Genomic DNA, 23,938 nt, shown 5'->3' on the forward strand with positions numbered 1-23,938 from the left:
GGGGCTTACGGTGGGGCTACCAGGACTTGAACCTGGGACCTCTTCATTATCAGTGAAGCGCTCTAACCGCCTGAGCTATAGCCCCGCTTTGACTGCGGAACCTGCGCTCCGCAACCTCCAAGACTTTACCCGACGATTCTTGATTTCACGAATCGGCCTGGTTGACTGGGCGCGTGGCGCGGACTTCTCATCCCGGCGAGCCGCACGGCGTCGGCCTTGGACAGCGACTCAACTGGCTGCGCGCGGGTGTTCTCGGGGCGAATGACGGCATCGTGTCCGTCGCGGCGCTCGTCGTCGGGGTCGCGGGAGCGACGACGAACACCGGTGCGCTGTTCACCGCCGGAATCGCCGGCCTCGTCGGCGGTGCCATCTCGATGGCCCTGGGCGAGTACGTCTCGGTGAGCAGTCAGCGCGACTCCGAGCGGGCGCTCATCGCCAAGGAGAGCGGCGAGCTGCGCGACATGCCCGACGCGGAGCTCGAAGAGCTGACACAGCTCTACCGCGACCGCGGTCTGACCGACGCCACAGCCCGCCAGGTCGCGCAGGAACTCACGGCGCACGACGCTCTGTCCGCACACCTCGAGGTGGAGCTCCACATCGACCAGCACGACCTCGTGAACCCGTGGCACGCCGCGATCTCATCCGCGATCGCGTTCACCCTCGGCGCGCTGCTGCCGCTCCTGGCGATCCTGCTCCCACCGCCCGAGTGGCGCGTGCCCGTCACCTTCGTCGCCGTACTCGTGGCCTTGGCCGCGACCGGCACGATCTCGGCCCACCTCGGCGGTGCCCCGAAGGCGCGCGCCGCCACCCGCCTCGTGCTCGGAGGCGCGCTCGCCCTCGTCGCGACATGGCTCATCGGCACGCTGCTCGGCACCACCGTGGTGTAGGCCGCAACCGCCGAGCGCCGGCATCCGTCATCGAATGCCGGCGCCGAGCGTCGTGCGTCAGTTCGAGGTGAAGCCGACCAGGAGGCCGCCGGTCACCTTGACGGCGAGGTTGTAGATGCCCGCGATCACGGCGCCGAGCACCGTCACGACCACGAGGTTCAGGATGGCGACGACGGCCGAGAAGGCCAGCACCTGTGGGAAGCTCACGAACTGCGACAGCAGGATGCTGCCGTCGGAGAAGCTCGAGAAGAACTCGTCGGCCTTCGCGATCAGGCCGGTGGTCTGCACCACCAGGAAGACCATCACGAATGCCACCACCGTCACCACCGCGATGGCGATGGCGGCGAGGAAGGACAGCTTCACTGCGGACCAGAAGTCCACGTACACCAGCCGCAGGCGAACCTGCTTCGCGCTGGTCTTGTGACTCGATTTCTTGGCGAGCTTGTCGGCTACCGTGCTCATGCGTCAGTGCTCTCTTCGGGGGTCTGGGGCGAGGCATCCGATCCGAGGGTGTCGGCCTGGTGGAGCGTGTCGGATGACGGTGCTGCGTCGGCGCCGTCGGTGGCTGCATCCTCGGGTTCTTCTGCGAGGCCGCGTTCGCCGTTGCGCGCGATCGCGATGATGCGATCGTCGTCACTGGAGCGGGCGAACACGACACCCATCGTGTCTCTGCCCTTGGCGGGGACCTCGGCCACGGCAGAGCGTACCACCTTGCCACTGGCAAGAACCACCAAGACCTCGTCGTCCTCCGAGACGATGAGACCGCCCGCGAGATCACCGCGATCCTCGCTGAGCTTGGCCACCTTGATGCCCAGTCCGCCGCGGTTCTGCACGCGGTACTGGTCGACCGCGGTGCGCTTCGCGTACCCGCCCTCGGTCACGACGAAGACATAGCCGTCGTCGGTCGCGAGGGATGCCGAGAGCAGGCTGTCGCCGGCGCGGAAGTCCATTCCCTTCACCCCGGACGTCGAGCGACCCATCGGTCGCAGCGCCGAATCGGTCGCCGAGAAGCGCAGCGACATGCCGTGGCGGCTGATGAGGAGGATGTCGTCGCCCTCGTCCACGAGCAGGGCGCTGACGACCTCGTCCTCGGGGCCGGCCTCGACCTCGTCGTCCTCGTCGGGGACCTGGCCGCGGATCTTGATCGCGATGATACCGCCCTGGCGGTTGGTGTCGTACTCGGTGAGTCGCGTCTTCTTGACGAGACCGCTCCGCGTCGCGAGCACGAGGTAGGTCGCGACGGAGTAGTCGCGGATGTCGAGGATCTGGGCGATCTCCTCGTCGGGCTGCAGAGCGAGGAGGTTCGCCACGTGCTGGCCCTTGGCGTCGCGGCCCGCCTCCGGCACCTCGTACGCCTTCGCGCGGTACACGCGGCCCTTGTTCGTGAAGAACAGCAGCCAGTGGTGCGTCGTGGTGACGAAGAAGTGCTCGACCACGTCGTCGGCCCGCAGCTGCGCGCCCTTGACACCCTTGCCGCCGCGGTGCTGCTGGCGGTAGTTGTCGCTGCGAGTGCGCTTGATATAGCCGTCGCGCGTCACCGAGATGACCATCTCCTCCTCGGGGATCAGGTCTTCCATCGACATGTCGCCGTCGAACCCGTGGAGGATGTGCGTACGGCGCTCGTCGCCGAACTTGTCGACGATCGCCGTGAGCTCCTCACGGATGATGTCGCGCTGGCGCTGCGGCGTGGCCAGGATCTCCTTGTAGTCGGCGATCTGCAGCTCGAGCTCGGCGGCCTCATCGATGATCTTCTGCCGTTCGAGGGCCGCGAGCCGGCGCAGCTGCAGCTGGAGGATGGCATCGGCCTGCGCCTCGTCGACGTCGAGGAGCTTCTGCAGTCCCTCGTTCGCCTCCTGGGCGTTGGGCGACCGGCGGATGAGCGCGATGACCTCGTCGAGCGCGTCGAGCGCCTTCAGGTAGCCGCGCAGGATGTGCATGCGCTCTTCGGCCTTGCGCAGACGGAAGCTGGTGCGACGGACGATGACGTCGATCTGGTGCTCGAGCCACAGCGTGACGAAGCCGTCGAGCGACAGCGTGCGCGGCACGTTGTCGACGATCGCGAGCATATTGGCGCCGAAGTTCTCCTGCAGCTGGGTGTGCTTGTACAGGTTGTTCAGCACGACCTTCGCGACAGCATCCCGCTTCAGCACCACCACGAGGCGCTGACCGGTGCGGTCCGAGGTCTCGTCGCGGATGTCGGCGATGCCGGTGATCTTGCCGTCGCGGGCGAGGTCGCCGATCTTGACCGCGAGGTTGTCGGGATTGACCTGGTACGGCAGCTCGGTGATGACGAGGCAGGTGCGGCCCTGGAGCTCCTCGATGGAGACGACGGCGCGCATCGTGATCGAGCCGCGGCCGGTGCGGTACGCCTCGCGGATGCCCTTGGTGCCGAGGATCTGCGCGCCGGTCGGGAAGTCCGGGCCGGGGATGCGCTCCATGAGCGCCTCGAGCAGCTCTTCGCGCGACGCCTCGGGGTGCTCGAGCGCCCACAGCGCGCCGGCGGAGACCTCGCGGAGGTTGTGCGGCGGGATGTTGGTCGCCATGCCGACCGCGATGCCGACAGAACCGTTGACGAGCAGGTTCGGGAAGCGCGCCGGCAGCACCGACGGCTCCTGGGTCTGGCCGTCGTAGTTGTCGTGGAAGTCGACGGTCTCTTCCTCGATGTCGCGCACCATCTCGAGCGCGAGCTGGGCCATCTTGGTCTCGGTGTACCGCGGGGCGGCGGCGCCCATGTTGCCGGGCGAGCCGAAGTTGCCCTGCCCCTGCGCGAGCGGGTAGCGCAGCGACCACGGCTGCACGAGCCGGACGAGCGCGTCGTAGATCGCGGTGTCGCCGTGCGGGTGGTACTGACCCATGACCTCGCCGACGACGCGCGCGCACTTCGAGAACGACTTGTCGGGACGGAACCCGCCGTCGTACATGCCGTAGATCACGCGGCGGTGCACCGGCTTCAGGCCGTCGCGCACGTCGGGGAGCGCGCGGCCGATGATGACGGCCATCGCGTAGTCCAGGTAGCTGCGCTGCATCTCGAGCTGCAGGTCCACCTGATCGATGCGTCCGTGGTCGTGCTCGGGGGTGGGGTCGGGACGTTCTTCGTCAGCCATCGGATTCTTTCGTCTCTCTACGTTTCGAGATCGGCTTGCGGCGTTTCGATTCGCTGCGCTCGCTCAACGACCAGGGGCAGCTCGCTGCGCTCGCCTGTGCTTATATGTCGAGGAAGCGGACGTCCTTGGCGTTGCGCTGGATGAACGTGCGGCGCGACTCGACGTCCTCGCCCATCAGGACCGAGAAGATCTCGTCCGCAGCAGCCGCGTCGTCGATGGTCACCTGGCGCAGCGTCCGCGTGCTGTGGTCCATCGTGGTCTCCCACAGCTCCTTGGCGTTCATCTCGCCGAGACCCTTGTAGCGCTGGATGCCCTCCTTCGGGATCCGCTTGCCGTTCGCGAGGCCGTCGGCGAGCAGCGCGTCGCGCTCCTTGTCGGAGTAGACGTACTCGTGCGCGGAGTTGGTCCACTTGAGGCGGTACAGCGGCGGCATCGCGAGGTAGACGAAGCCGGCCTCGATGAGTCCCCGCATGTAGCGGAACAGCATGGTGAGCAGCAGCGTGGTGATGTGCTGGCCGTCGACGTCGGCATCCGCCATCAGCACGATCTTGTGGTACCGCGCCTTGTCGATGTCGAAGTCCTCGCCGATGCCCGTGCCGAAGGCCTGGATCATGGCCTGAACCTCGCGGTTGCCTAGCGCCTTGTCGAGGCGCGCGCGCTCGACGTTGAGGATCTTGCCGCGCAGGGCCAGGATCGCCTGGGTGTGCGGGTCGCGGCCCTGCACCGCCGAGCCGCCGGCCGAGTCGCCCTCGACGAGGAAGATCTCGCTGATCGACGGGTCTTTGCTGGTGCAGTCCTTCAGCTTGTCGGGCATCGCGGCCGACTCGAAGACGCTCTTGCGGCGGGCCGTCTCGCGTGCCTTTCGAGCCGCCATGCGGGCGGTCGCCGCGTCGATCGCCTTGGTGATGACGCGCTTGGCCTCCCCGGGATTGCGGTCGAGCCAGTCGGCGAGCTGATCGCCGACGACCTTCTGCACGAAGGCCTTCGCCTCGGTGTTGCCGAGCTTCGTCTTGGTCTGCCCCTCGAACTGCGGCTCGGAGAGCTTGACCGAGATGACGGCGGTGAGACCCTCGCGGATGTCGTCGCCGGTGAGGTTGTCGTCCTTCTCCTTGAGGAGGTTCTTGTCGCGTGCGTAGGTGTTGATGCGCGTGGTCAGCGCCGCGCGGAAGCCCTCCTCGTGAGTGCCGCCCTCGTGCGTGTTGATCGTGTTCGCGAAGGTGAAGACGTTCTCGGTGTAACTCGACGTCCACTGCATCGCGAGCTCGAGCGAGATGTGTCGGACGGTGTCCTCCGACTCGATCTCAATGATCTCCTCGTTCACGACGTCGGCGTGACGCACCTTGTTGAGGTACTCGACGTAGTCGACGAGTCCCCGCTCGTAGTGGAAGTCGTCGAACGGCTGGCGCTCCTCGGAGCCTCCGCCCTCGGCATCCGTCACATACGTGGACTCGGGGCGCTCGTCGGAGAGCGTGATGCGCAGCCCCTTGTTGAGGAACGCCGTCTGCTGGAAGCGTGTGCGCAGCGTGTCGTAGTCGAAGTTCACCGACTCGAAGATGGTGTCGTCGGGCCAGAACTGGATGATCGTTCCGGTCTCGTCGGTCGGCTCGCCCTTCGCGAGGGGCGCCTGCGGCTGCCCGCCGTCGCGGTAGGACTGACGCCAGACGTGACCCTGGCGCTTGACCTCGACCTCGAGGCGCGTCGAGAGCGCATTCACGACCGACGAGCCCACGCCGTGCAGGCCCCCTGAGACCGCGTACCCGCCCCCGCCGAACTTGCCGCCGGCGTGCAGCACGGTCAGCACGACCTCGACGGTCGACTTGCCCTCGGTGCGATGGATGTCGACCGGGATGCCTCGGCCGTTGTCGACACAGCGGATGCCGCCGTCGGGCAGGATCGTGACGTTGATCGTGTCGCAGAAGCCGGCGAGGGCCTCGTCGACGGAGTTGTCGACGATCTCGTAAACCAGGTGGTGGAGGCCGCGCTCACCGGTCGAGCCGATGTACATGCCAGGGCGCTTGCGGACGGCTTCGAGGCCCTCGAGCACCTGGATGGCGTCTGCCCCGTAGTCGCTGGGTGATCCGTTGGGAGCCTGGGTGGGCGTTTCGGGTTCCTCGGAAACGTTATCGGGGTTGTCAGACGTCATCTTCGCGAGGGCTCCAAATCCTTCGACACGGGCCCTGACAGTCTATCGGGTAACGGCCCGATCACAGCGCTCTACGCCCCTGTAAGAGGATGAAATTCGCCTGGATGCCTCCTGACGTGACTTATCCGTAGGTATCGCGCGGACCCCGCCCTGGAATCGTTCTGGGACCCCATTTCCAGGAGGGGACGTCCGGCCCGATGAAGCGGACCGCGTCGACCCCCGCCTCTGGGTACCGCCGGACGATCTCGGAGAGGATCTGCGCGCGCATCAGCTGGAGCTGCTTCGCCCATGCCGTCGAGTCGGCCTGGATGGTGAGCGTCCCATCCGAGAACGCGACCGGCCGGGTGTGCTTCGCGGTGTCCTCGCCGGCCACCTGATCCCATGCGCGCACCACGTCCTCCCGTGCGAGCTGAGGGTCCCAGCCTGCCTCGCGGGTGAGGTCTGCCAGCACGTCGCCCACGCCGCGCGGGTCGCGCCCCGGCGCGAAGGGGATGTTCTCGTCGTCCTCGGTGCGGCGGCGGCGCTTGCGGTACGACCGGGCGGAGGGCTCCAGTCCGCGCAGACGCAGGTAGGTCGAGATCGTCTCCGGGACGGTCGTGCGATCGAGGGGAGCAGGCTTCGCGGGCACGGATGCTGCGTCCCGCGGCTGCTCGGTCCCCGAGCCTGTCGAAGCGTCAGCCATCCGTGTCCTCCGACTCGACGGGGCCGAGGATGCGGCCGCCCTCGACGCGCACCATCCGGGCGCGGAGCTCTCCGGGCACGTCGCCCTCGACCGCGGCGGTCACCACGACCTGCTCGTAATCGGCGGCGAGGTGCGCCAGGCGGGCGCGGCGATCGGTGTCGAGCTCGGCGAAGACGTCGTCGAGGATGAGGACAGGGTCGCCGAGGCGCGAATCCGCACGAAGGAGTTCGGCCGAAGCCAGCCGGAGCGACAGCGCGACGGACCAGGACTCGCCGTGGGACGCGTACCCCTTCACCGGAAGACCGCGGATCCGCAGGAGCAGGTCGTCGCGGTGCGGTCCCACCAGCGTGAGGCCGCGCTCGAGCTCGGACGTGCGCTTCGCCGCGAGCGCCAGACGGAAGAGCTCCGCGATGCGGGTGGTCGAGGCATCCGTCCGTCCTGCCTCCACGGTCGGCCCGGCGGCCGCGGGATGACCCGAACCGCTGTCGCCGTCTTCGCCGGTGTCTGCCCCGGCGACCGAGAGCGCCCACTCGATCTCGGGGTTGTGGTCGGCGCCGGCGATCGCGGTGTACGCGGCCGCGAGGGGGGTCGCCAGATCAGTGGCGAGGGCGAGGCGCGCGGCGATGAGCTGCGTGCCGAGCGAGACGAGCTTGTCGTCCCACACGTCGAGGGTCGACAGGGCGTCGCCGCGGATGCCGCGGGCCTTCGCGGACTTCAGCAGCGCGGTGCGCTGCTTGAGCACGCGGTCGTAGTCCGCGATCACGCCCGCCATGCGCGGAGCACGCTGGACCAGGAGCTGATCTGCGAACCGGCGGCGCGCGGACGGATCGCCGCGCACGATCTGCAGGTCCTCCGGCGCGAAGAGCACGACCTGCGCGTAGCGAGGGAGTTCCGCCGGCTTGACCGCTGCGCCGTTGACCCGGGCCTTGTTGGAGCCCTGCCGGTTCACCTGCGCCTCGAGTTGCACGCGACGCTCGCCGTGGGCCAATCGAGCGCGGATGATCGCGGCATCGGCTCCGTCCCGCACCATGGGTGCGTCGTTCGAGACCCGGTGCGAGCCCAGCGTCGCGAAGAAGCCGATGGCCTCGGCCAGATTCGTCTTGCCCTGGCCGTTGCGGCCGACGAAGACGTTCGGACCGGGGCCGAGCTCGACGTCGGCGGCCGCATAGTTGCGGAAGTCGACGAGACTCAGGTGCTCCACGATCACCGGACAAGCCTAATGACCGGCTCCGACGAACCTCTGGTCAGCGCCGGACCTGTCAGCGCAGCAGCAGGTTCGGCTGCAGCAGGTAGCGGAACGAGTCCGAACCGGCGCGGTCCACCGAGGTCTGCGGCGTGATGAGCACGGGGCTGAGCTTGTTCGCGTTCTCACTCGAGGTGAACGTGATCCGCACGAATTCGCTCTTCACCGCACCGAGCGACTCGAGCAGGTACTGGGGGTTGAGACCCAGCGTGACCTCGTCGCCGCCCAGCAGCGTCGCGTCGACGGACTCGGTGGCGCGAGCCTGCTCGGTGCCCGAGGCATCCATCGACACGCTGTCGGTCGTGAAGGTGAACCGCAGCGGAGCCGAGCGGTCCAGCACGAGCGACACACGGCGCACGGCCTCGGCGAGCTCGGCGGTGTTGACGACGGCGTGGTGCTCGGTCTGCTCGGGGAACAGGCGCCGCACCGGGGGGAAGTTGCCCTTGATGAGCAGTGACGTCACGGTCTTGTTGCCCGCGGTGAAGGCGATGATCTCGCGATCGCCAGAACCCGAGAACGCGATCGAGATGTCGCCGCCGTGTGCGAACGTCTTGCCCACCTCGGTGAGGGTGCGAGCGGGAACGAGAGCCGTGGTCGACTCGTCGCTCGCAGTGGAGCCGCCGTCCCACGGGATCTCGCGGAGCGCGACACGGTAGCGGTCGGTGGCGACGAGGCTGAGGCTGGTTCCCGAGACCTCGAGCTGCACGCCTGTGAGCACGGGGGTGACGTCGTCGCGCGACGCGGCGAAGGCGACCTGCGCGATGGCGGTGGCGAAGTCCTCGGAAGGCACGAGCCCGGAGTCGCCGGTGACCTCGGGGATCGCGGGGTACTCCTGCACGGGCATGGATGCCAGGGTGAACCGGGCCGAGCCGCACGTGAGCAGGATGCCGCCGTCCTCGTCGACCTCGATCTGGATCGGCGCGTTGGGCAGACGGCTGGCGATGTCGGAGAGCAGCCGGCCGTGGACGAGGATCGTGCCCGGTTCATCGACGGTGGCCTCGATCGTGGTGCGCGCGGATGCTTCGTAGTCGAAAGCGGCGAGCGAGAGACCTTCAGCGGATGCCTCGATCAGCACGCCGGCGAGGATCGGCTGAGGGTTGCGCTGCGGCAGGAGTTTGACGACGAACGATACGGCTTCGCTGAACACATCGCGATTGACGTGGAACTTCACGAACGCTCCCTCTGCAGCGGGCCCTTCGACTGCGGGCTCGGGGTTCTCATGCTAGTGCCAGCCTCGGAGATTGCCAGTCCGCTTCCGGTGTCGGGACCTGTCCACCGCCAAGGTGATCGGACGGGGTTCATCTCAAAGATTTCTTGTCATGGTGTTAACGGCTGTGGAAACTGTGGACAACTGTCGCCTCATCAGTCGGGAGACGGAAACCACACACGTGTGAGTTGTGGAGACGCTCCGGAGAGCGGTCGGAAAGACGAATGACAAGAACTGTGGATTCCGCAATCCATCCACAGGTCTCCCCCGCTCGTTCACAGCGGTTTCCGCAGCTTGGGAGAGTTATCCACAGGTTTTCCACACTGTGAAGAACCGAAATGATGGCCCTGCTCTCCGCGCGTGTCAAGAACTTCTTCAGGCATATACACCGAGGGGCCCGCGCGTCGTCACGCACGGGCCCCTCGAGGGGTGTAGGGGAGGATTCAGCGACCGTTGCGGCCGAGCTGAGCGGTGATCTCGGTCACCTGGTTGTAGATCGACCGGCGCTCCTTCATGAGCTCGCTGATCTTCTTGTACGCGTACATCACGGTCGTGTGGTCGCGGTTGCCGAACAGCTGCCCGATCTTGGGCAGTGACAGGCTCGTGCGCTCACGACACAGGTACATCGCGATCTGACGGGCGGTCGCGACGGATTGCGACCGGCTCGACCCGTAGAGGTCGTCGACGGTGAGCTTGAAGTAGGCCGCGGTCGCTGTGATGATGTCGGTCGGCGAGATGACGTTGGCGTCGTCCTGGTCGACGATGTCACGCAGCACGGTCTGGGCCAGCGACATGTCGAGCGTCGAGCGGTTGAGGCTCGCGAACGCCGAGACACGGATGAGGGCGCCCTCGAGCTCGCGGATGTTGCTCGAGACCACGGTCGCGATGTACTCCATCACCTCGTCGGGGATGTGGAGCCGCTCGGACTGCGCCTTCTTGCGGAGGATCGCGATGCGCGTCTCGAGGTCGGGCGCCTGCACATCGGTGATGAGCCCCCATTCGAAGCGGCTGCGCATGCGGTCTTCGAAGCCGGTGAGGTGCTTGGGGGGCACATCGCTCGTGATCACGACCTGCTTGTCGTGGTCGTGCAGCTGGTTGAACGTGTGGAAGAAGGCTTCCTGCGTCTCGGCCCGGCCTTGGAGGAACTGGATGTCGTCGATCAGCAGGATGTCGACATCCCGGTATCGGGCCTGGAACGCCGAGCCGCGGTTGTTGGCGATCGAGTTGATGAAGTCGTTGGTGAACTCCTCGCTCGACACGTAACGCACGCGGATACCGGCATAGAGACTCAGCGCGTAGTCGCCGATCGCGTGAAGAAGGTGCGTCTTGCCGAGACCCGAGTCCCCGTAGATGAAGAGCGGGTTGTACGCCTTCGCCGGCGCCTCGGCGACAGCGACCGCCGCGGCATGGGCGAACCGGTTGGACTGCCCGATGACGAAGTTGTCGAACGTGTACTTCGGGTTCAGTCGCGTATCGCTGCGCGAGACGGATGCTGCGTCCCCCGTGTCGTCGAGCGGCGGGCGTCCGACGGGCGTGGTCTGGAGTCCGATCGGCGGCGCGACGGGTGCCGCGACCGACTGGACCGGGATCGGCGCAGTGAGATGCACGTCGGCGAGATCCGGGTTGACCACGACGCGGAAGTTCGACGCGGGGTCCTGGACGTCCTGGGCGACGCGCGTGAGCGCCTCCAGGATCGGCGCGCGCATGCGCTTGGTGAACTGGGCCGCGGTCAGATCGTTGGGAACGTCGAGATAGAGCGTTCCGCCCATGACACCCTGCGGAACGGCCAGACTGATGAAGCCGTGCAGCTGCGGGGTGATGCGATCGTCTCGCACGAGTTCGTCCAGGACGGCCGTCCAGACCGGTACATCTGGAACTTCGTGCGGTGTCATGGCCCCCCCGGGTTGTTGATGATTCCACCGGAGGCCGCGGAAACGTCGGTCCCAGGCCTGTGGATAACTGCCGGAGCCACGCTAGTCAGGAGGCGTCGCGTGAGCAAACTCCACTGTAGAACCGGCCTGCGTGTCGGTGCCAGGGTCGGTAGCATCGCCGGTGCATAATGACACGTTCTGTGCTCGGTTTGAGTTCTCGGGCATCTCGACGTAGCCTTAATCGGTTGACTTATGCCTTCGTGGCAGTCGCCCCTGTACACACGTCCCCGGTCTCGAGCGTCCCGGTGACACCTGATCGGAAGCAGTCCCTATGAGCAAGCGCACCTTCCAGCCCAACAACCGTCGCCGCGCCAAGAAGCACGGCTTCCGCGCCCGCATGCGCACGCGCGCCGGCCGCAGCATCCTTTCGGCTCGCCGCGCCAAGGGGCGCACCGAGCTCTCGGCCTGACCCGAGCGGTGCTCGCGAGGCCGAACCGACTCACCCGCGGATCGGAGTACAAGGCCGTCGTCCGTCGGGGTCGTCGGTGTGCCGGAGCGCACACCATCACCTACGTGAACCGCGTCGTGACCGATGGTCCGGCGCGGTTCGGTTTCATCGTGAGCAAGCAGGTCGGTGGCGCGGTCGTGCGCAACACCGTCCGACGCCGGCTCAAGGCGCTGTGCTTCGAGTCGATCGAAGCGGTCGCGCCGGGCAGCGAGGTCGTCATCCGCGCACTTCCCAGTTCGGCATCCGCTTCTTTCGATGATCTGCGCAGCGACGTCGTGAAATGTCTTGCGCGGAGGGCCGTATGAGCGTTCTTCCCGCCTACGCGTTCGGAGACGCCGAGTTCTCGGCATCCGATTCCCTGCGCAGCATCCCTCTGCTCCCCCGCAACGCGGTGCTCGCACTGCTGCACGGCTACCGCGCCACGATCTCGCACACCTACGGCGACGTCTGCAAGTACTACCCGTCATGCTCGGCGTACGCCGTCGGCGCAGTGCAGCAGCACGGGGCCGTCGTCGGTTCGGCGCTGACTGCGGCGCGGATCGCGCGGTGCCACCCCTGGGCGGCCGGCGGCGTCGATGACGTGCCGCCCCGCAAGAACTTCCGGCACGCGCTGACCCGCCACGGGTTCGTCGTGCCTGCCCCCACCGGAAAGGACTGATCCTCCGCATGGATCTCTTGTCAGCCCTCGCCTCGTCGCCGTCCGCTCCGGCGACGAACGGCGGATTCGATCTCTTCGGGATCATCCTCTGGCCGCTCAAGTGGGCGGTCGAGGCGGTACTCGTCTTCTGGCACTGGCTGTTCACCGCGATCGGGCTTCCGCCGGCAGACGGCATCACGTGGGTGCTGGCGATCATCGGTCTGGTGATCGTCGTGCGTTCGGCGATGATTCCGCTGTTCGTGCGGCAGATCAAGAGCCAGCGCAAGATGATGGAAATCGCTCCTGAACTGCGGAAAGTTCAGGAGAAGTACAAGGGCAAGAAGGATCAGCTCTCTCGCGAGGCGATGAGCCGCGAGACGATGGCGCTCTACAAGAAGCACGGCACGACGCCGGTCTCGAGCTGCCTGCCGCTCCTGGTGCAGATGCCCGTCTTCTTCGCGCTGTTCAGTGTGCTCAATGACGTCACCAAGCACTACGACGCCGGCACGGGCGGAGTGGGTCTGCTCAACGCGACCCTGACAGCCGAGTTCTACAACGCCAAACTGTTCGGCGTCGCTTCTCTGCACGAGACGCTCATCGACGCCGTGAACACCGGCAACACACCGGCGATCATCATCCTCGTCGTGCTCGTCGTGCTCATGATCGCGTCGCAGTTCTTCACCCAGCTGCAGATCATCTCGAAGAACCTGTCGCCTGAGGCCAAGACCGGCCAGGCGTACCAGATGCAGAAGATCATGCTGTACATCCTTCCGCTGGGCTTCATCTTCTCCGGCGTCTTCTTCCCCCTCGGTGTCGTCATCTACTGGTTCGTGTCGAATCTGTGGACGATGGGCCAGCAGTTCCTCGTCATCCGTGAGATGCCGACGCCCGGCTCCGACGCCGCGAAGGCACGCGAGGAGCGCCTCGCGAAGAAGGGCAAGGCGATCGACGCGTCCGGCAAGGTCGTCCCGATGGAGAAGTACGTTGCCGAGCAGCAGCGCCTGTACGAAGAGGCCGAGCGCGCCAAGGCCGCAGCGCCGAAGCGTCAGCAGCCGGTGAGCAAGCAGCGTGCGAAGAAGCAGGGACAGAAGCAGCCCGGGTCCGGGCAGAAGCAGGGCGGGCAGGTCTCCGGTGGGACAGACCCCAGTGCGTCCGGCGCCGGCGCCGGCTCCGCTTCCTGACCGCACCCGACCGACGCCACACCGAGGATCACGCCATGACCACGTCCCCTGAGTACGCCCCTGTCGACGCGCGCGACGAGCGGGTCCCCGCGACCGTCGCCCAGCTCGAGGAGGAAGGCGACGTCGCCGCCGACTTCATCGAAGGCCTGCTCGACATCGCCGACATCGACGGCGACCTCGATCTCGACGTGCGCGCCGGCCGCGCCTACGTCTCGGTCGAGGCACCCTCCGGCGGATCGGTCGCCCTGATCGCGGCGCCCGACACCGTTCAGGCGCTCCAGGAGCTCACCCGCATCGCGGTGCAGAACCGCACCGGCCGCTTCTCCCGCCTGATCCTCGACATCGGCGGCTCGCGCGACGCGCGCCAGAGCGAGCTGACCGCTCTCGTCGACCGCGCGATCGCCCGTCTGGATGACGGCGCCTCTCAGGCGTCCCTGCCCGCGATGTCGAGCTACGAGCGCAAGGTCGTCCACGACATCGTGGCTGAGCGTGGCTTCGTCTCCGAGTCCTACGGCGAGGGCGCCGACCGTCACACGGTGATCCGTCGCGGCTGAGCCGCGCGTTTCGCGTGAAACACTGTGCTGAGCTTGTCGAAGTATCGATGATCGAGATCGAGCAGGAACCCGCGGCAGCCGCCGAGATCTTCGGCGACCGCATCGAGGTCGCGCGGAAGTTCGCCGACGCGCTCGGCCGACACGGTGAAGAGCGCGGTCTGATCGGACCCCTCGAGCCGCCGCGCCTGTGGTCGCGTCACATCCTGAACAGCGCGGTCATCGCTCCCCTGTTTTCCGGCCGGGTCGGAGATGTGGGCTCGGGTGCCGGTCTTCCCGGGCTCGTGCTCGCCATCGCTCGTCCCGACGTCGAGTGGGTGCTGATCGAGCCGATGGAACGCCGTGTGGCGTGGCTCTCGGAGCAGGTCGAGTCCCTCGAGCTCGACAACGTCGAGGTGCTTCGCGCGCGGGCTGAGGACTGGAAGCGTGGCCCCGTTCTCGACGCGGTGACTGCGCGGGCCGTCAGTGCTCTTCGCACCTTGGTGCCGATCACCGCTCCCCTGGTCCGCGACGGCGGTGAGCTCATCCTTCTCAAGGGGACGAGTGCCACCAATGAGATCGAGGCAGCAGAGAAGCAGCTCCGCAGGTTCAAGGTGACGAACGCGCGCGTCGAGATCGTCGGCGACGGTCTGCTCCCCGAACCGTCACGGGTGATCCGAGCCACCGTCCGCTGAAGCCGCCAGTCCGTGAGGCCGCCCACGCACGGGTGATCCGGCTCCCGATCGGGCTTGGTGCCGGGTGACCGGGGATGCGGTCGTCGCGAGATCTGGCGGAGTGGATCGGCGTTCACCGTGGACTTTGCGGCCGCGCACGTTGAGGTGAACCGCGGGCTGCTGGCAGCGCTGCGCGAGCTGGAGGCGTCTTGAGCACTCCCCCGATGAGTAACTACGGACCTTTGTACGTTGCCCTGCATGCCGTGTATGGCGGCTTGGCTGTGAACGCGGGTCCGTGCGGATCAAGCCAGGGCGATGGAGCCGGCATGTTTCACGTGAAACGGAGCTGCGTCCATTCTCGATGGGGTCCCTCGAACAAGCGCGGCGACTCGCGTGTCCACGCATGGGCCGTGTTCGCCGTCCTCACCGCGTTCTCGCTGCCGGCTTCGCGGCCTCAGCAGCCGCCGGCGCAAGGCGCGGAGGCTATCCGTCCTTGCCCGGCTTCGCCAGCGGACGTCGCCGCCGTTCCCCACCGAGCCCCCGCGGTAGAGTCGCCGGCGGGTCGAGTGCTCCCCTGCGAAGGCGCTTCTCCGCATCCGCCTGTTCGATTCAACGGGTATCCGATGGAGGAGCCGCGATCGACTGCTCGAGCCGAGGCCAGAGTCGCGTACACGCGTGAGTCCTCCTCGCCGGGAACAAGGCGACCGGTGCTGGCGATGACACGTAGCGGTGGGAACGGAAGGGCTCGGGGTGAATCGCGTCTCCGCGAGCCTGGATGGTGAAGCGTGGGACATGCCGCTCATCGCGAATGGGAACATCGGGTCTTTCGCATCACCGCTGACTGCCGCCGCTACAGCGAAAGCGGGGTCTTCCCGGGTGTGGGCGCGCGGCGCAGACGAGAGCACGCATCGCGAGCCGCTGCGGGCCTTCAGGCTGCGAGTTCTGAGCCAGGTGACGCCCAGCACGAGCTGGTCGGGCGTTTCGGATCCGCAGTCACGGTGTTTCACGTGAAACGGTATGCCCTAGCTCCTTGATTTGACGCGTCTACCGCCGCCGTGCGGGTGGACGACCGCGTAGGACGCCAAGTCGGTGCCGTTCGCGTGTTGCGGGCCTGTCGGTCGGCAGATCAGACTGGGATCGGGGTGGCCGGGCCCTCCGGCGCGCACTATACCCATCTCGTTCATCGATCCCTTCCCTACCTCGCGCGGGAAACACTAGCGATTGCTCGAGCGGTCGATCGCTCACGCCCGCTGGTCATGACGACGTCTGCAGATCCGTTCGTGTGATGGAACTCCATCGGGGGTCGCCCCACGTGCATGTGAGCCGAGACGGTGGAGTCTAGAACGGCTCGCCTCAGCACTGCCCCCGAACCAGACGTTGACTCGGCCTCGCGGTTGCATCTGAGCCGGAACACGCATCACCCCTGGATGCGGACGGAAAGAAGTCCGTCGCGCTGCGGCGCAGATCGGGCTCACTTGGGCAACGCCCGGACTGCCCGGCGCTTCGCACCGCACCCAGCCGTGCCGGCGAACTCGCCTCGTCTATCGCTCTCCGCTGCTCGTTGCGGGGCAATCCGCGTGGCCGTTTGCACGCTCGGTTGTCGGTGACATTCCCGCGCTGGTGCAGGTCGCCCGCTCCCATGGCTGATCGGGGCGCGCAGGACCGCAGCGCGGGATCCGGCATCGCCCGATGCCGGGACGACATCTTCGCGCGTGGGGCTGTCTCGACTGGCGGCGCACGGCGGCCAAGAGTTTCCTGAACCCGCGGATATGTGAGTCCGTTTCACGTGAAACACCGTGAAGCACACGGTGATGTCGTGGGCCCCGATTGACGGGCGGTTGATTGCGCCGGTCGACGGAGGTCGATGCCCGATCACGGCGGTGGTCCTGCTCCCTGTACCTGAGCGGCCGTCTATGCCGGCTGAAGCATTGCCGCCTGCCGCACCGATGGTCGACGAACGGAGGACGTCATCCCCAGGAAGCGGCTTCGAGCTGAAGCCCAGCGCAGGAACCCGACCAGGGTCAGTCTGATCGCCGGCGCGATCCTCAACTCCATGCGGGGCGAAGTGTCAGAGTGGACAGTGAACGACGACAATTGGATCGGGCCGCATGGCCATCCTCTTTCAGCTCTCGACATCTTGGAATCCGATGCCGCCCGTCACGAGAGGACGGTTGGCTTCGCCCGCCCGAGGCCCCGGGAATGCCGAGAGGGTCGAGGAGGCGGTCGACCTTCACCATCGGCGCGAGAACCCGCATGTTTCACGTGAAACGTGGGCCAGCTGTCCCTGCTCTCAGCGATGATCGACCGGCTCGCCGCCGGCTCGCCAGTTCCGGGCGGAAGGTCCACACCCGGGTGGGATGCCATCGCCGATCCGCATGTCGCAGAGGTCTCCGCGACGGGAGCCCGTGGCGCGGGCGGTGCCCCGGGGGCCGTGGTCAGTACACGGCGCGGACCGTGCCTGACAGCCCACCGGCTTGACCAGCTCGGGCTGGACCGACCTCCTCGTCGAGGCCGATTCCCCACTCCCCTGTTGAGGGTGCAGCGTGATCTCGTGGCCTCGGCTAGGTGTGATGTCCAGGGACGTTGTTTCGGGACACGCCCGGAGTAGCTGAGTAGCGAAGGCCTCCCGGTTGTGAAGTGGAGCTGTCTAGTTCAACCGCTTCACGAACGCAGGAGGCCCTCGTGTCCCGCGCTAACGCTGCTCTGACTCCCCGTGCCCGACTGCGCCTCGCGCGCCTTATCGTCGACGAGGGGTGGCCACTGCAGGTGGCAGCGAAGATGTTCATGGTCTCGACCGTGACAGCCCGGAAGTGGGCGGCCAGATTCCGATCCGAGGGGCCGGCGGGGATGTCGGATCGGTCGAGCCGCCCCCGCTCGATGCCTGCGAAGACGCCGTCGCCGGTTGTGAAGAAGATCGTGAAGGCCCGCTGGCGGCGTCGGCTGGGCCCGGTCCAGATCGCCGGTGAGCTCGGTCTGGCTCCGTCGACCGTTCACGCGGTTCTGGTGCGTTGCGGCCTCAACCGCCTCTCCGCGATCGACCGGGTCACCGGGGAGCCGATCCGCCGTTATGAGCACGACCATCCCGGCGCACTGATCCACGTCGATGTCACCAAGTTCGGTCGCATCCCCGACGGCGGCGGGCACCGGTTCGTCGGACGGCAGCAGGGCGCCCGGAACAAGCTCGAGACGCCAGGACTGCCGCGCGGCAAGGACCACAAGCCGAGGACCGGCACCGGGTTCTTCCACACCGTCGTCGACGACAACTCGCGGGTGGCTTATGTCGAAGAGCACGACGACGAGCGAGCCGAGACTGCCGTCGGCGTCCTCACCCGCGCGATCGCGTTCTTCGCCGATCACGGCGTGACCGTCGAGCGCGTCCTTTCCGACAACGGCTCCTGCTACCGGTCCCTTGCCTGGCGAGACGCCTGCGCCGACCTCGGCATCAGACACAAGCGCACCCGCCCGTACCGCCCGCAGACCAACGGCAAGATCGAGCGCTTCCACCGCACGCTGGCCGACGGATGGGCCTACGCGAAGTTCTACCCGTCAGAGACCGAACGCCGCGACGCCCTGCCCGGCTGGATCCACTTCTACAATCACCACAGGCGACACTCCGCAATCGGAGCCCCACCCATCAGCAGGATCAACAACCTGCCTGGACATCACAGCTAGGTTCGGGTCTCCTCAGGTGCACGCGCTTCTGCCGGCGAGGGCGCGACGAGTGGCGGAACGGGTGCTGCGAAGCGGGGCAGGTGTGTCCCGTCGAACGTGCGACTTGCGCCTAGGTGTAGCGAGGCGTTGGCAGCGGAGTGCAGTGACGCGTGTCGCACGTCCAACAGTTCCGTTTCACGTGAAACATCGAAGACGTGGCTGGCGCTAGCGACTGGTGCGACAGGCCGGTTGGGCGGCGCCGTCCCGCGCTCGTGATCGCCCGGCTGGCGTCGATCACGCGCGCTCCGAGTCGGGTGGGGTGCTACGCAACGTCGGCTGCTCCAGGTCGCGTCACCGTGAGACACGCCGGCGTTGGCGAGCAGGGGCGGTGGGTTGCGTGGTGCGGTGGCCGCATGGCCGCATGTCCGCGTGCACCGGCATGGTCTCGTTGGCACACGTCGTGCGGCTGGCGTACATCGCCGAACGGGGCTCCGTTTCACGTGAAACGGGCGAGACCTGGTTGATTGGTCGGCGCAGGAGTCGAACGTTCCCCGCTTCGGGGATGCGTCGCCGGACGCGGGCCTGCCGTCCTCGCACAGTGCCGCGACGGGTTCCTGGACAGCCCCAGTGGGTTCCGGTGGAACGTGAGACACAATGGAAGTTGCTCGAGCGATGTCGCATCTACAGGAGCGGCCGTTTCGATATACCGCGGCGCATCTGACTGTTGACTGCGCACCGACGGTGTGCGCTCGCTAGGGATCCGTAGATGACCGGGGTGCTCGCCCCCCGCCGATGTTTCACGTGAAACGAGCTCATCTTCTCTCGGGCGATCACCTTTTTCGGGACGGTCGATGTGCGCCGTGGCCGGCGGACGCGGCTGGCAACGTCGATCCCGCGGCGGCAGGGCGATCGTACGCCATGCCACGTATACGCCGCAGCGACCGCGCCTGCCTACGAGATGCGCCGGCCTCGACTGGGTCTGCATCTTGTGAGCAGCACAACTCCCGCGCCCGGCACCGTTGGTCAGGCCGCCAGCTACCCACCCAGTGGATCGAGCAAACGAGCTTCCACCTCGCGGGCACGACGGCGGTGACGATGTGAACGACACCGTCGGGCCGATGGCGGCTCAGCAGCACAATCACTCGCTCGGCACACGTGTTGCGCTTGGCCGGCGACGTCCGGAGGACGGCGGCCGACAACGTCCCGCCCCAGCACCGAGGCGACAAGGATGCGTCGAGCGGACCCTCATCTCCATGTCGAGATGCCCTGTGTGGCCGTGGAGGGGGAGGCGCATCGCGGGAGCGGACCGGTCGCGGAATAACGAGCGCTCGGACGCGAGTCGGCGTCACGGATTGGAAGGGCAAAGCAGTCTGCTCCACGTGATGCACGTGCCGCGGGCTGGGGTGTGGGGCTCCCCGGCACACTCCGGCGCCTCGTTCGGCGGAAGTGGGGAGTCGGCTGCCGGGTTCGCGCGGACCGCGAGGCGCGAGTGAGCGAAGTGGTGCGGGGCCGGAGACGCAGCCTGCGGTGGCGTGAAGCCGGTGGAATCGAGGATGGCGTTTCACGTGAAACTCCGAACAGATGCCGGCACGACGTGTGAAAGCGAAGTCGGTGCGCGTGCCGCAGTTCGCGCCTCCCACACCGGACGTTTCACGTGAAACACGGGCAGGTCAATCCCCTGCAGCGCGTCCCCCGCCCGATGCCGGGAGGGCGGTGCGTCGGGCAGTTCTCTCACTCCCGCCGCCGTCGCTCAGGATGCTGATCCTCCGACCTGGTCCTCTGTCGGGACGAAGGCGTCTTCGGGGGCGACGGGTCGGGCGGAGTCGGGGAGGACGCAGATCGCCCTCGCCACGGACGTGTCGCCCAGGGGCGCCCGCAAGAACCAGCACCCCGATTACTCGTTGGTTCGCGGGTACCGGCACAAATCCGCATGGGTCCGCTTCGTCTTCAGGCGGCGGGTTGGCGTGCCCGATCGGGTCGCCCGAGGTTGACTAGGAAGGGTGGATCATCCACGCGGAACAGTAGGGAACGCATGAATAAGTGGCTCCGACGGCTAGGGATGGGGGGAAGGCGGGATAGGGTGGAAGACGATGTTGAGCGGCTCGGGCACGGGGGAGAGTTTCACGTGAAACAACCCGACGAGATCGAGGCTCAGGCATCCTTCTCGTCCGATGAGCCGCCGACCGTCTGGACGCCGGAGTCTTCCGCAACGGAGGACACCTCCACTGACGAGGACACCAGCGACGGCGAGACCACCTCGAACAGCGAAGGCTCCAGTCCCGACGAAGGGGTCCTTTCCGAGGAGCCCTCGGCCCAGGGCGACGAGGACGAATCGCCGGACTCCGACGGCGATGTCGCATCGGATGAGTACGCTGAATCCCCCCAAGACACCGCACCGCCCGAGGGTGACACCGTCACGCAGGAAGAGGAATCCCCCATCGTGCAGCAAGACGGCGCAGCGCTCGCGCAGGACGAAGACGACTCGCCCATCGCGCGGGAGCTCGCAGACCTCTCCGCCCGTCGCAAAGCCCTCGAAGAGGCCGACGTCGAACTCACCGGGCGCACTCGAGTACTCACCGTCTCGAACCAGAAGGGCGGCGTGGGCAAGACGACCACGACCGTCAACCTGGCTGCTGCCCTGGCTGAGCGCGGTGCCAAGGTGCTCGTGATCGACCTCGACCCGCAGGGCAACGCATCGACGGCGCTGGGAGTGCCGCACACCGCTGACACGCCGAGCGTGTACGACGTGCTCATCGACGAGTTCCCCCTCGCGGACATCATCCAAGTGAGCCCCGAGTCGCCCAACCTGCTGTGCGCGCCGAGCACCATCCACCTCGCCGGCGCCGAGATCGAGCTGGTGTCACAGGTCGCCCGCGAGCACCGCCTGCGTGTCGCCGTCGACGAGTACCTCACCACGAACGCCGGAGAGCTCGACTTCATCCTCATCGACTGTCCGCCGTCGCTCGGACTGCTCACCATCAACGCGTTCACCGCCGCGAGCGAGCTTCTGATCCCCATCCAGTGCGAGTACTACGCGCTCGAAGGCCTGAGTCAGCTCCTCGGGACGGTGCGGATGATCCAGAAGCACCTGAACCCGCGCCTGGAGCTGTCGACCATCATGCTGACGATGTACGACGGGCGAACGAGACTCGCGCAGCAGGTCGCCGACGAGGTGCGTGCCCACTTCCCCACCGAAGTGCTCGACACGATCATCCCGCGGTCCGTGCGCGTCTCGGAGGCGCCGAGTTTCGGGCAGTCCGTCCTCGCTTACGATGGACAGTCGGCCGGTGCCATCGCATACCGCGAAGCGGCTGTCGAGATGATCCGGCGCGACAGCGCCTCGAATGAAAGGGGCGCGTGATGGCAGCGAAGCGCACAGGACTCGGCCGCGGAATCGGCGCACTGATCCCGACCAGCGAGCAGGCCGATGAGCGTCCGGCCGATGTCTTCTTCCCTCGTGCGGTCGCCGTGGCCGAAGCGGAGCCGTCCGTCGAGGTCGTCGAGCCCGACGGACACGACGACCTCGTCGAGGTGCCCGGTGCCCGACTGGCGCACATCGACCCGCACGACATCGTGCCGAACCCGCGTCAGCCGCGTACGAACTTCGACCCCGAGCACTTCGCAGAACTCGTTCACAGTGTCCGTGAGTTCGGCGTCCTGCAGCCCGTCGTGGTCCGGCTCAACGAGAAGGGCGACTACGAGCTCATCATGGGTGAGCGGCGTACCCGCGCCGCCCGCGAGGCGGGCCTCACCTCGATCCCCGCGATCGTGCGCGACACCGCCGACGAGCACCTGCTCCGCGATGCCCTCCTCGAGAACCTGCACCGCTCGGAGCTGAACCCCCTGGAAGAGGCCTCTGCGTACCAGCAGCTGCTCGAGGACTTCGGCATCACGCAGGAAGAGCTCGCCACCCGCATCGGCCGCTCGCGTCCGCAGATCAGCAACACGATCCGCCTGCTCAAGCTCCCGATGCCGGTGCAGCAGCGGGTGGCCGCGGGGGTGCTCACTGCCGGGCACGCCCGTGCGATCCTGTCGCTCGAAGACGCGGCGGCGATGCAGCGATTCGCCGACAAGATCGTCAACGAGGATCTCTCGGTCCGTGCCGCGGAGGCGGCGGCGAAGCTTCCGGATGCCTCCCCCACCCGTTCGACGAAGCCGCAGGCGGGTTCGCGCCGGGCACACCTGGACGATGTCGCGGGACGCCTGGGAGACCGGCTCAACACACGTGTGAAGATCTCGCTGACCGCCCGAAAAGGCCAGATCAGCATTGACTTCGCTACGATTCAGGACCTCAACCGGATCCTCGCTGAGCTCGGTGAGACGGAGTACGGAGCCCTCGAGGCCTCATAGCGGCCGGAGTGCCTCGGCGCGCCGGCGCAGGGCCTCGGCCTCGGCCGCGTTGCCCGGCAGCGCTGCGGCCGCGAGGAACTCCGCGGCCGCAGCATCCGCTCGTCCGAGGCGCTCCAGAAGCTCCGCACGGACCGCGGGCAACGGGCGGAAGCCCGACAATTCGGGTGCGAGCGCGTCCACCACGGCGAGAGCGGGCTCAGGGCCGCGGGCCATGGAGAGCGCGACGGCGCGATTGAGGCGCACGACGGCCGACGGCGCGAGCGACTCCAGAGCGTCGTAGAGCCGGAGGATCTGCTCCCAGTCCGTCTCGGCGAACGTGGGGGCCACCGCATGGCATTGCGCGATCGCGGCCTGCAGGCCGTAGTAGCCGAGCCCGCGGGTCGAGGCATCCGCTCGTCTCATCGCGTCGCTGCCTCGGGTGATCGCGGAGCGATCCCATCGGCGGCGATCCTGATCTTCGAGGGTGAGCGGCAGACCCTCGGCATCGATGCGCGCCGCGAAGCGCGACGTCTGGAACTCCATGAGCGCGATGAGCGACCAGATCTCGGGCTCGCGTGGCATGAGCGCGACGAGCTGCCGACCGAGCCGCACCGCCTCGCGAGCGACGTCGGGACGAATGAGCCCCTCCCCCTCTGCGGCCGAGTATCCCTCGGTGAAGAGCAGGTAGATCACCTGCAGCACGCTCGCGAGCCGCGCCGGGCGCTCGGCGCGGCCGGGCACCTCGAAAGGCACGCCTTCCGCAGCGAGTGTCCGCTTGGCCCGGACGATCCGCTGCTGCACGGTCGGCACCGTCATGAGCAGCGCCCGCGCGATCTGCTCGGTGGTGAGGCCCGCCACGGTGCGCAGCGTCAGGGCGAGACGCGCCTGCGCGGGAAGCACGGGGTGGCACGCGACGAAGACGAGACGCAGCACGTCGTCGTCGATGCGGTCGGGGTCGGCGTCGTCGGGCACCGAGTCGATCGCCTCGATCGCGAGGGCCTCTGACACGAAGAGCGGCTCGCGCTGAGACATCCGTTCGCGTCGCCGCCACCCGTCGATCGCGCGCCGCTTGGCCACCGACATGAGCCATGCTCCGGGATTGTCAGGGATGCCGCTGCCCGGCCATGCGGCGATGGCCTCGACGAGCGCCTCCTGGGCAAGATCCTCGGCCCAGGCGAAGTCGCCAGTGTGCCGAGCCAGCGCCGAGACGATGCGCGCGGACTCGTCGCGCCATACGGCCTCGACCGCACGGCGCGCGTGGCCAGCGTCGTCGGGGGTCATGCTGTCAGCG

General features: G+C 67.4%; 18 protein-coding genes and 1 tRNA gene. 10 read left to right on the plus strand and 9 right to left on the minus strand.

Annotated elements, in window-relative coordinates:
- Positions 1-11 precede the first annotated feature (11 nt).
- A tRNA-Ile gene (locus MRBLWH7_RS13775) sits at positions 12-85 on the minus strand.
- 88 nt (positions 86-173) lie between these two features.
- On the opposite strand from MRBLWH7_RS13775, the gene MRBLWH7_RS13780 reads away from it, so the two are divergent.
- Positions 174-887 (plus strand): VIT family protein, encoded by a 714-nt coding sequence (locus tag MRBLWH7_RS13780; RefSeq protein WP_341995387.1) that lies wholly within the window; start codon positions 174-176, stop codon positions 885-887.
- Positions 888-944: 57 nt separating this feature from the next.
- Here MRBLWH7_RS13780 and MRBLWH7_RS13785 read toward each other — a convergent pair whose 3' ends face one another.
- From MRBLWH7_RS13785 to dnaA, 7 genes are all read right to left on the minus strand, one after another.
- Positions 945-1,349 (minus strand): DUF3566 domain-containing protein, encoded by a 405-nt coding sequence (locus tag MRBLWH7_RS13785; RefSeq protein ID WP_045301979.1) that lies wholly within the window; start codon positions 1,347-1,349, stop codon positions 945-947.
- Positions 1,346-3,991 (minus strand): DNA gyrase subunit A, encoded by a 2,646-nt coding sequence (gyrA, locus tag MRBLWH7_RS13790; RefSeq protein WP_341995390.1) that lies wholly within the window; start codon positions 3,989-3,991, stop codon positions 1,346-1,348. The genes MRBLWH7_RS13785 and gyrA overlap by 4 nt, the downstream gene beginning before the upstream one ends.
- A gap of 100 nt (positions 3,992-4,091) precedes the next feature.
- A complete protein-coding gene (gene gyrB, locus MRBLWH7_RS13795; protein WP_341995392.1) occupies positions 4,092-6,134 on the minus strand; it encodes a DNA topoisomerase (ATP-hydrolyzing) subunit B in 2,043 nt (680 codons plus the stop codon).
- A gap of 121 nt (positions 6,135-6,255) precedes the next feature.
- Positions 6,256-6,816: a DciA family protein gene (locus MRBLWH7_RS13800; RefSeq protein ID WP_341995395.1), complete on the minus strand. Its 561-nt coding sequence runs from the start codon at positions 6,814-6,816 to the stop codon at positions 6,256-6,258.
- Positions 6,809-8,023 carry a DNA replication/repair protein RecF gene (recF, locus tag MRBLWH7_RS13805; RefSeq protein WP_341995397.1) on the minus strand — a complete coding sequence of 405 codons (1,215 nt, stop codon included), beginning with the start codon at positions 8,021-8,023 and terminating at the stop codon, positions 6,809-6,811. Before recF ends, MRBLWH7_RS13800 begins: the two co-directional genes overlap by 8 nt.
- A 52-nt stretch (positions 8,024-8,075) precedes the next feature.
- On the minus strand, positions 8,076-9,230 hold the full coding sequence (gene dnaN, locus MRBLWH7_RS13810) for a DNA polymerase III subunit beta (RefSeq protein ID WP_341995398.1): 1,155 nt from the start codon (positions 9,228-9,230) through the stop codon (positions 8,076-8,078).
- Positions 9,231-9,709: 479 nt separating this feature from the next.
- On the minus strand, positions 9,710-11,158 hold the full coding sequence (gene dnaA / locus MRBLWH7_RS13815) for a chromosomal replication initiator protein DnaA (RefSeq protein WP_341995399.1): 1,449 nt from the start codon (positions 11,156-11,158) through the stop codon (positions 9,710-9,712).
- 310 nt (positions 11,159-11,468) lie between these two features.
- On the opposite strand from dnaA, the gene rpmH reads away from it, so the two are divergent.
- The 9 genes from rpmH to MRBLWH7_RS13860 all read left to right on the plus strand — a co-directional run bounded on the left by rpmH (position 11,469) and on the right by MRBLWH7_RS13860 (position 22,668).
- Complete coding sequence (gene rpmH, locus MRBLWH7_RS13820) at positions 11,469-11,606, plus strand: 50S ribosomal protein L34 (protein WP_005054680.1); 138 nt, start codon at positions 11,469-11,471, stop codon at positions 11,604-11,606.
- Positions 11,607-11,614: 8 nt separating this feature from the next.
- Positions 11,615-11,950: a ribonuclease P protein component gene (rnpA, locus tag MRBLWH7_RS13825; RefSeq protein WP_341995411.1), complete on the plus strand. Its 336-nt coding sequence runs from the start codon at positions 11,615-11,617 to the stop codon at positions 11,948-11,950.
- Complete coding sequence (gene yidD / locus MRBLWH7_RS13830; RefSeq protein WP_181911772.1) at positions 11,947-12,303, plus strand: membrane protein insertion efficiency factor YidD; 357 nt, start codon at positions 11,947-11,949, stop codon at positions 12,301-12,303. The genes rnpA and yidD overlap by 4 nt, the downstream gene beginning before the upstream one ends.
- Before the next feature lie 8 nt (positions 12,304-12,311).
- Positions 12,312-13,463 carry a membrane protein insertase YidC gene (gene yidC, locus MRBLWH7_RS13835; RefSeq protein WP_341995414.1) on the plus strand — a complete coding sequence of 384 codons (1,152 nt, stop codon included), beginning with the start codon at positions 12,312-12,314 and terminating at the stop codon, positions 13,461-13,463.
- Between the two features lie 35 nt (positions 13,464-13,498).
- Positions 13,499-14,017: a R3H domain-containing nucleic acid-binding protein gene (locus tag MRBLWH7_RS13840; RefSeq protein WP_341995416.1), complete on the plus strand. Its 519-nt coding sequence runs from the start codon at positions 13,499-13,501 to the stop codon at positions 14,015-14,017.
- Positions 14,018-14,064: 47 nt separating this feature from the next.
- Positions 14,065-14,688: a 16S rRNA (guanine(527)-N(7))-methyltransferase RsmG gene (rsmG, locus tag MRBLWH7_RS13845; RefSeq protein ID WP_341995418.1), complete on the plus strand. Its 624-nt coding sequence runs from the start codon at positions 14,065-14,067 to the stop codon at positions 14,686-14,688.
- Positions 14,689-17,349: 2,661 nt separating this feature from the next.
- Positions 17,350-18,339, plus strand: a complete 990-nt coding sequence (locus MRBLWH7_RS13850; RefSeq protein ID WP_341995420.1) for an IS481 family transposase — start codon at positions 17,350-17,352, stop codon at positions 18,337-18,339.
- A gap of 2,416 nt (positions 18,340-20,755) precedes the next feature.
- Complete coding sequence (locus MRBLWH7_RS13855) at positions 20,756-21,679, plus strand: AAA family ATPase (RefSeq protein WP_342002056.1); 924 nt, start codon at positions 20,756-20,758, stop codon at positions 21,677-21,679.
- Positions 21,679-22,668 (plus strand): ParB/RepB/Spo0J family partition protein, encoded by a 990-nt coding sequence (locus MRBLWH7_RS13860; RefSeq protein ID WP_341995421.1) that lies wholly within the window; start codon positions 21,679-21,681, stop codon positions 22,666-22,668. Before MRBLWH7_RS13855 ends, MRBLWH7_RS13860 begins: the two co-directional genes overlap by 1 nt.
- On the opposite strand, the gene MRBLWH7_RS13865 is transcribed toward MRBLWH7_RS13860, so the two are convergent.
- The gene (locus MRBLWH7_RS13865; RefSeq protein WP_341995423.1) at positions 22,663-23,928 is read right to left on the minus strand and encodes a sigma-70 family RNA polymerase sigma factor; all 1,266 of its coding nucleotides are present in this window, start codon (positions 23,926-23,928) and stop codon (positions 22,663-22,665) included. The genes MRBLWH7_RS13860 and MRBLWH7_RS13865 overlap by 6 nt on opposite strands.
- Between the last annotated feature and the right edge of the window lie 10 nt (positions 23,929-23,938).

Origin of the sequence: Microbacterium sp. LWH7-1.2 (assembly GCF_038397755.1) — a bacterium.
In the GTDB taxonomy this organism is placed as follows: domain Bacteria; phylum Actinomycetota; class Actinomycetes; order Actinomycetales; family Microbacteriaceae; genus Microbacterium.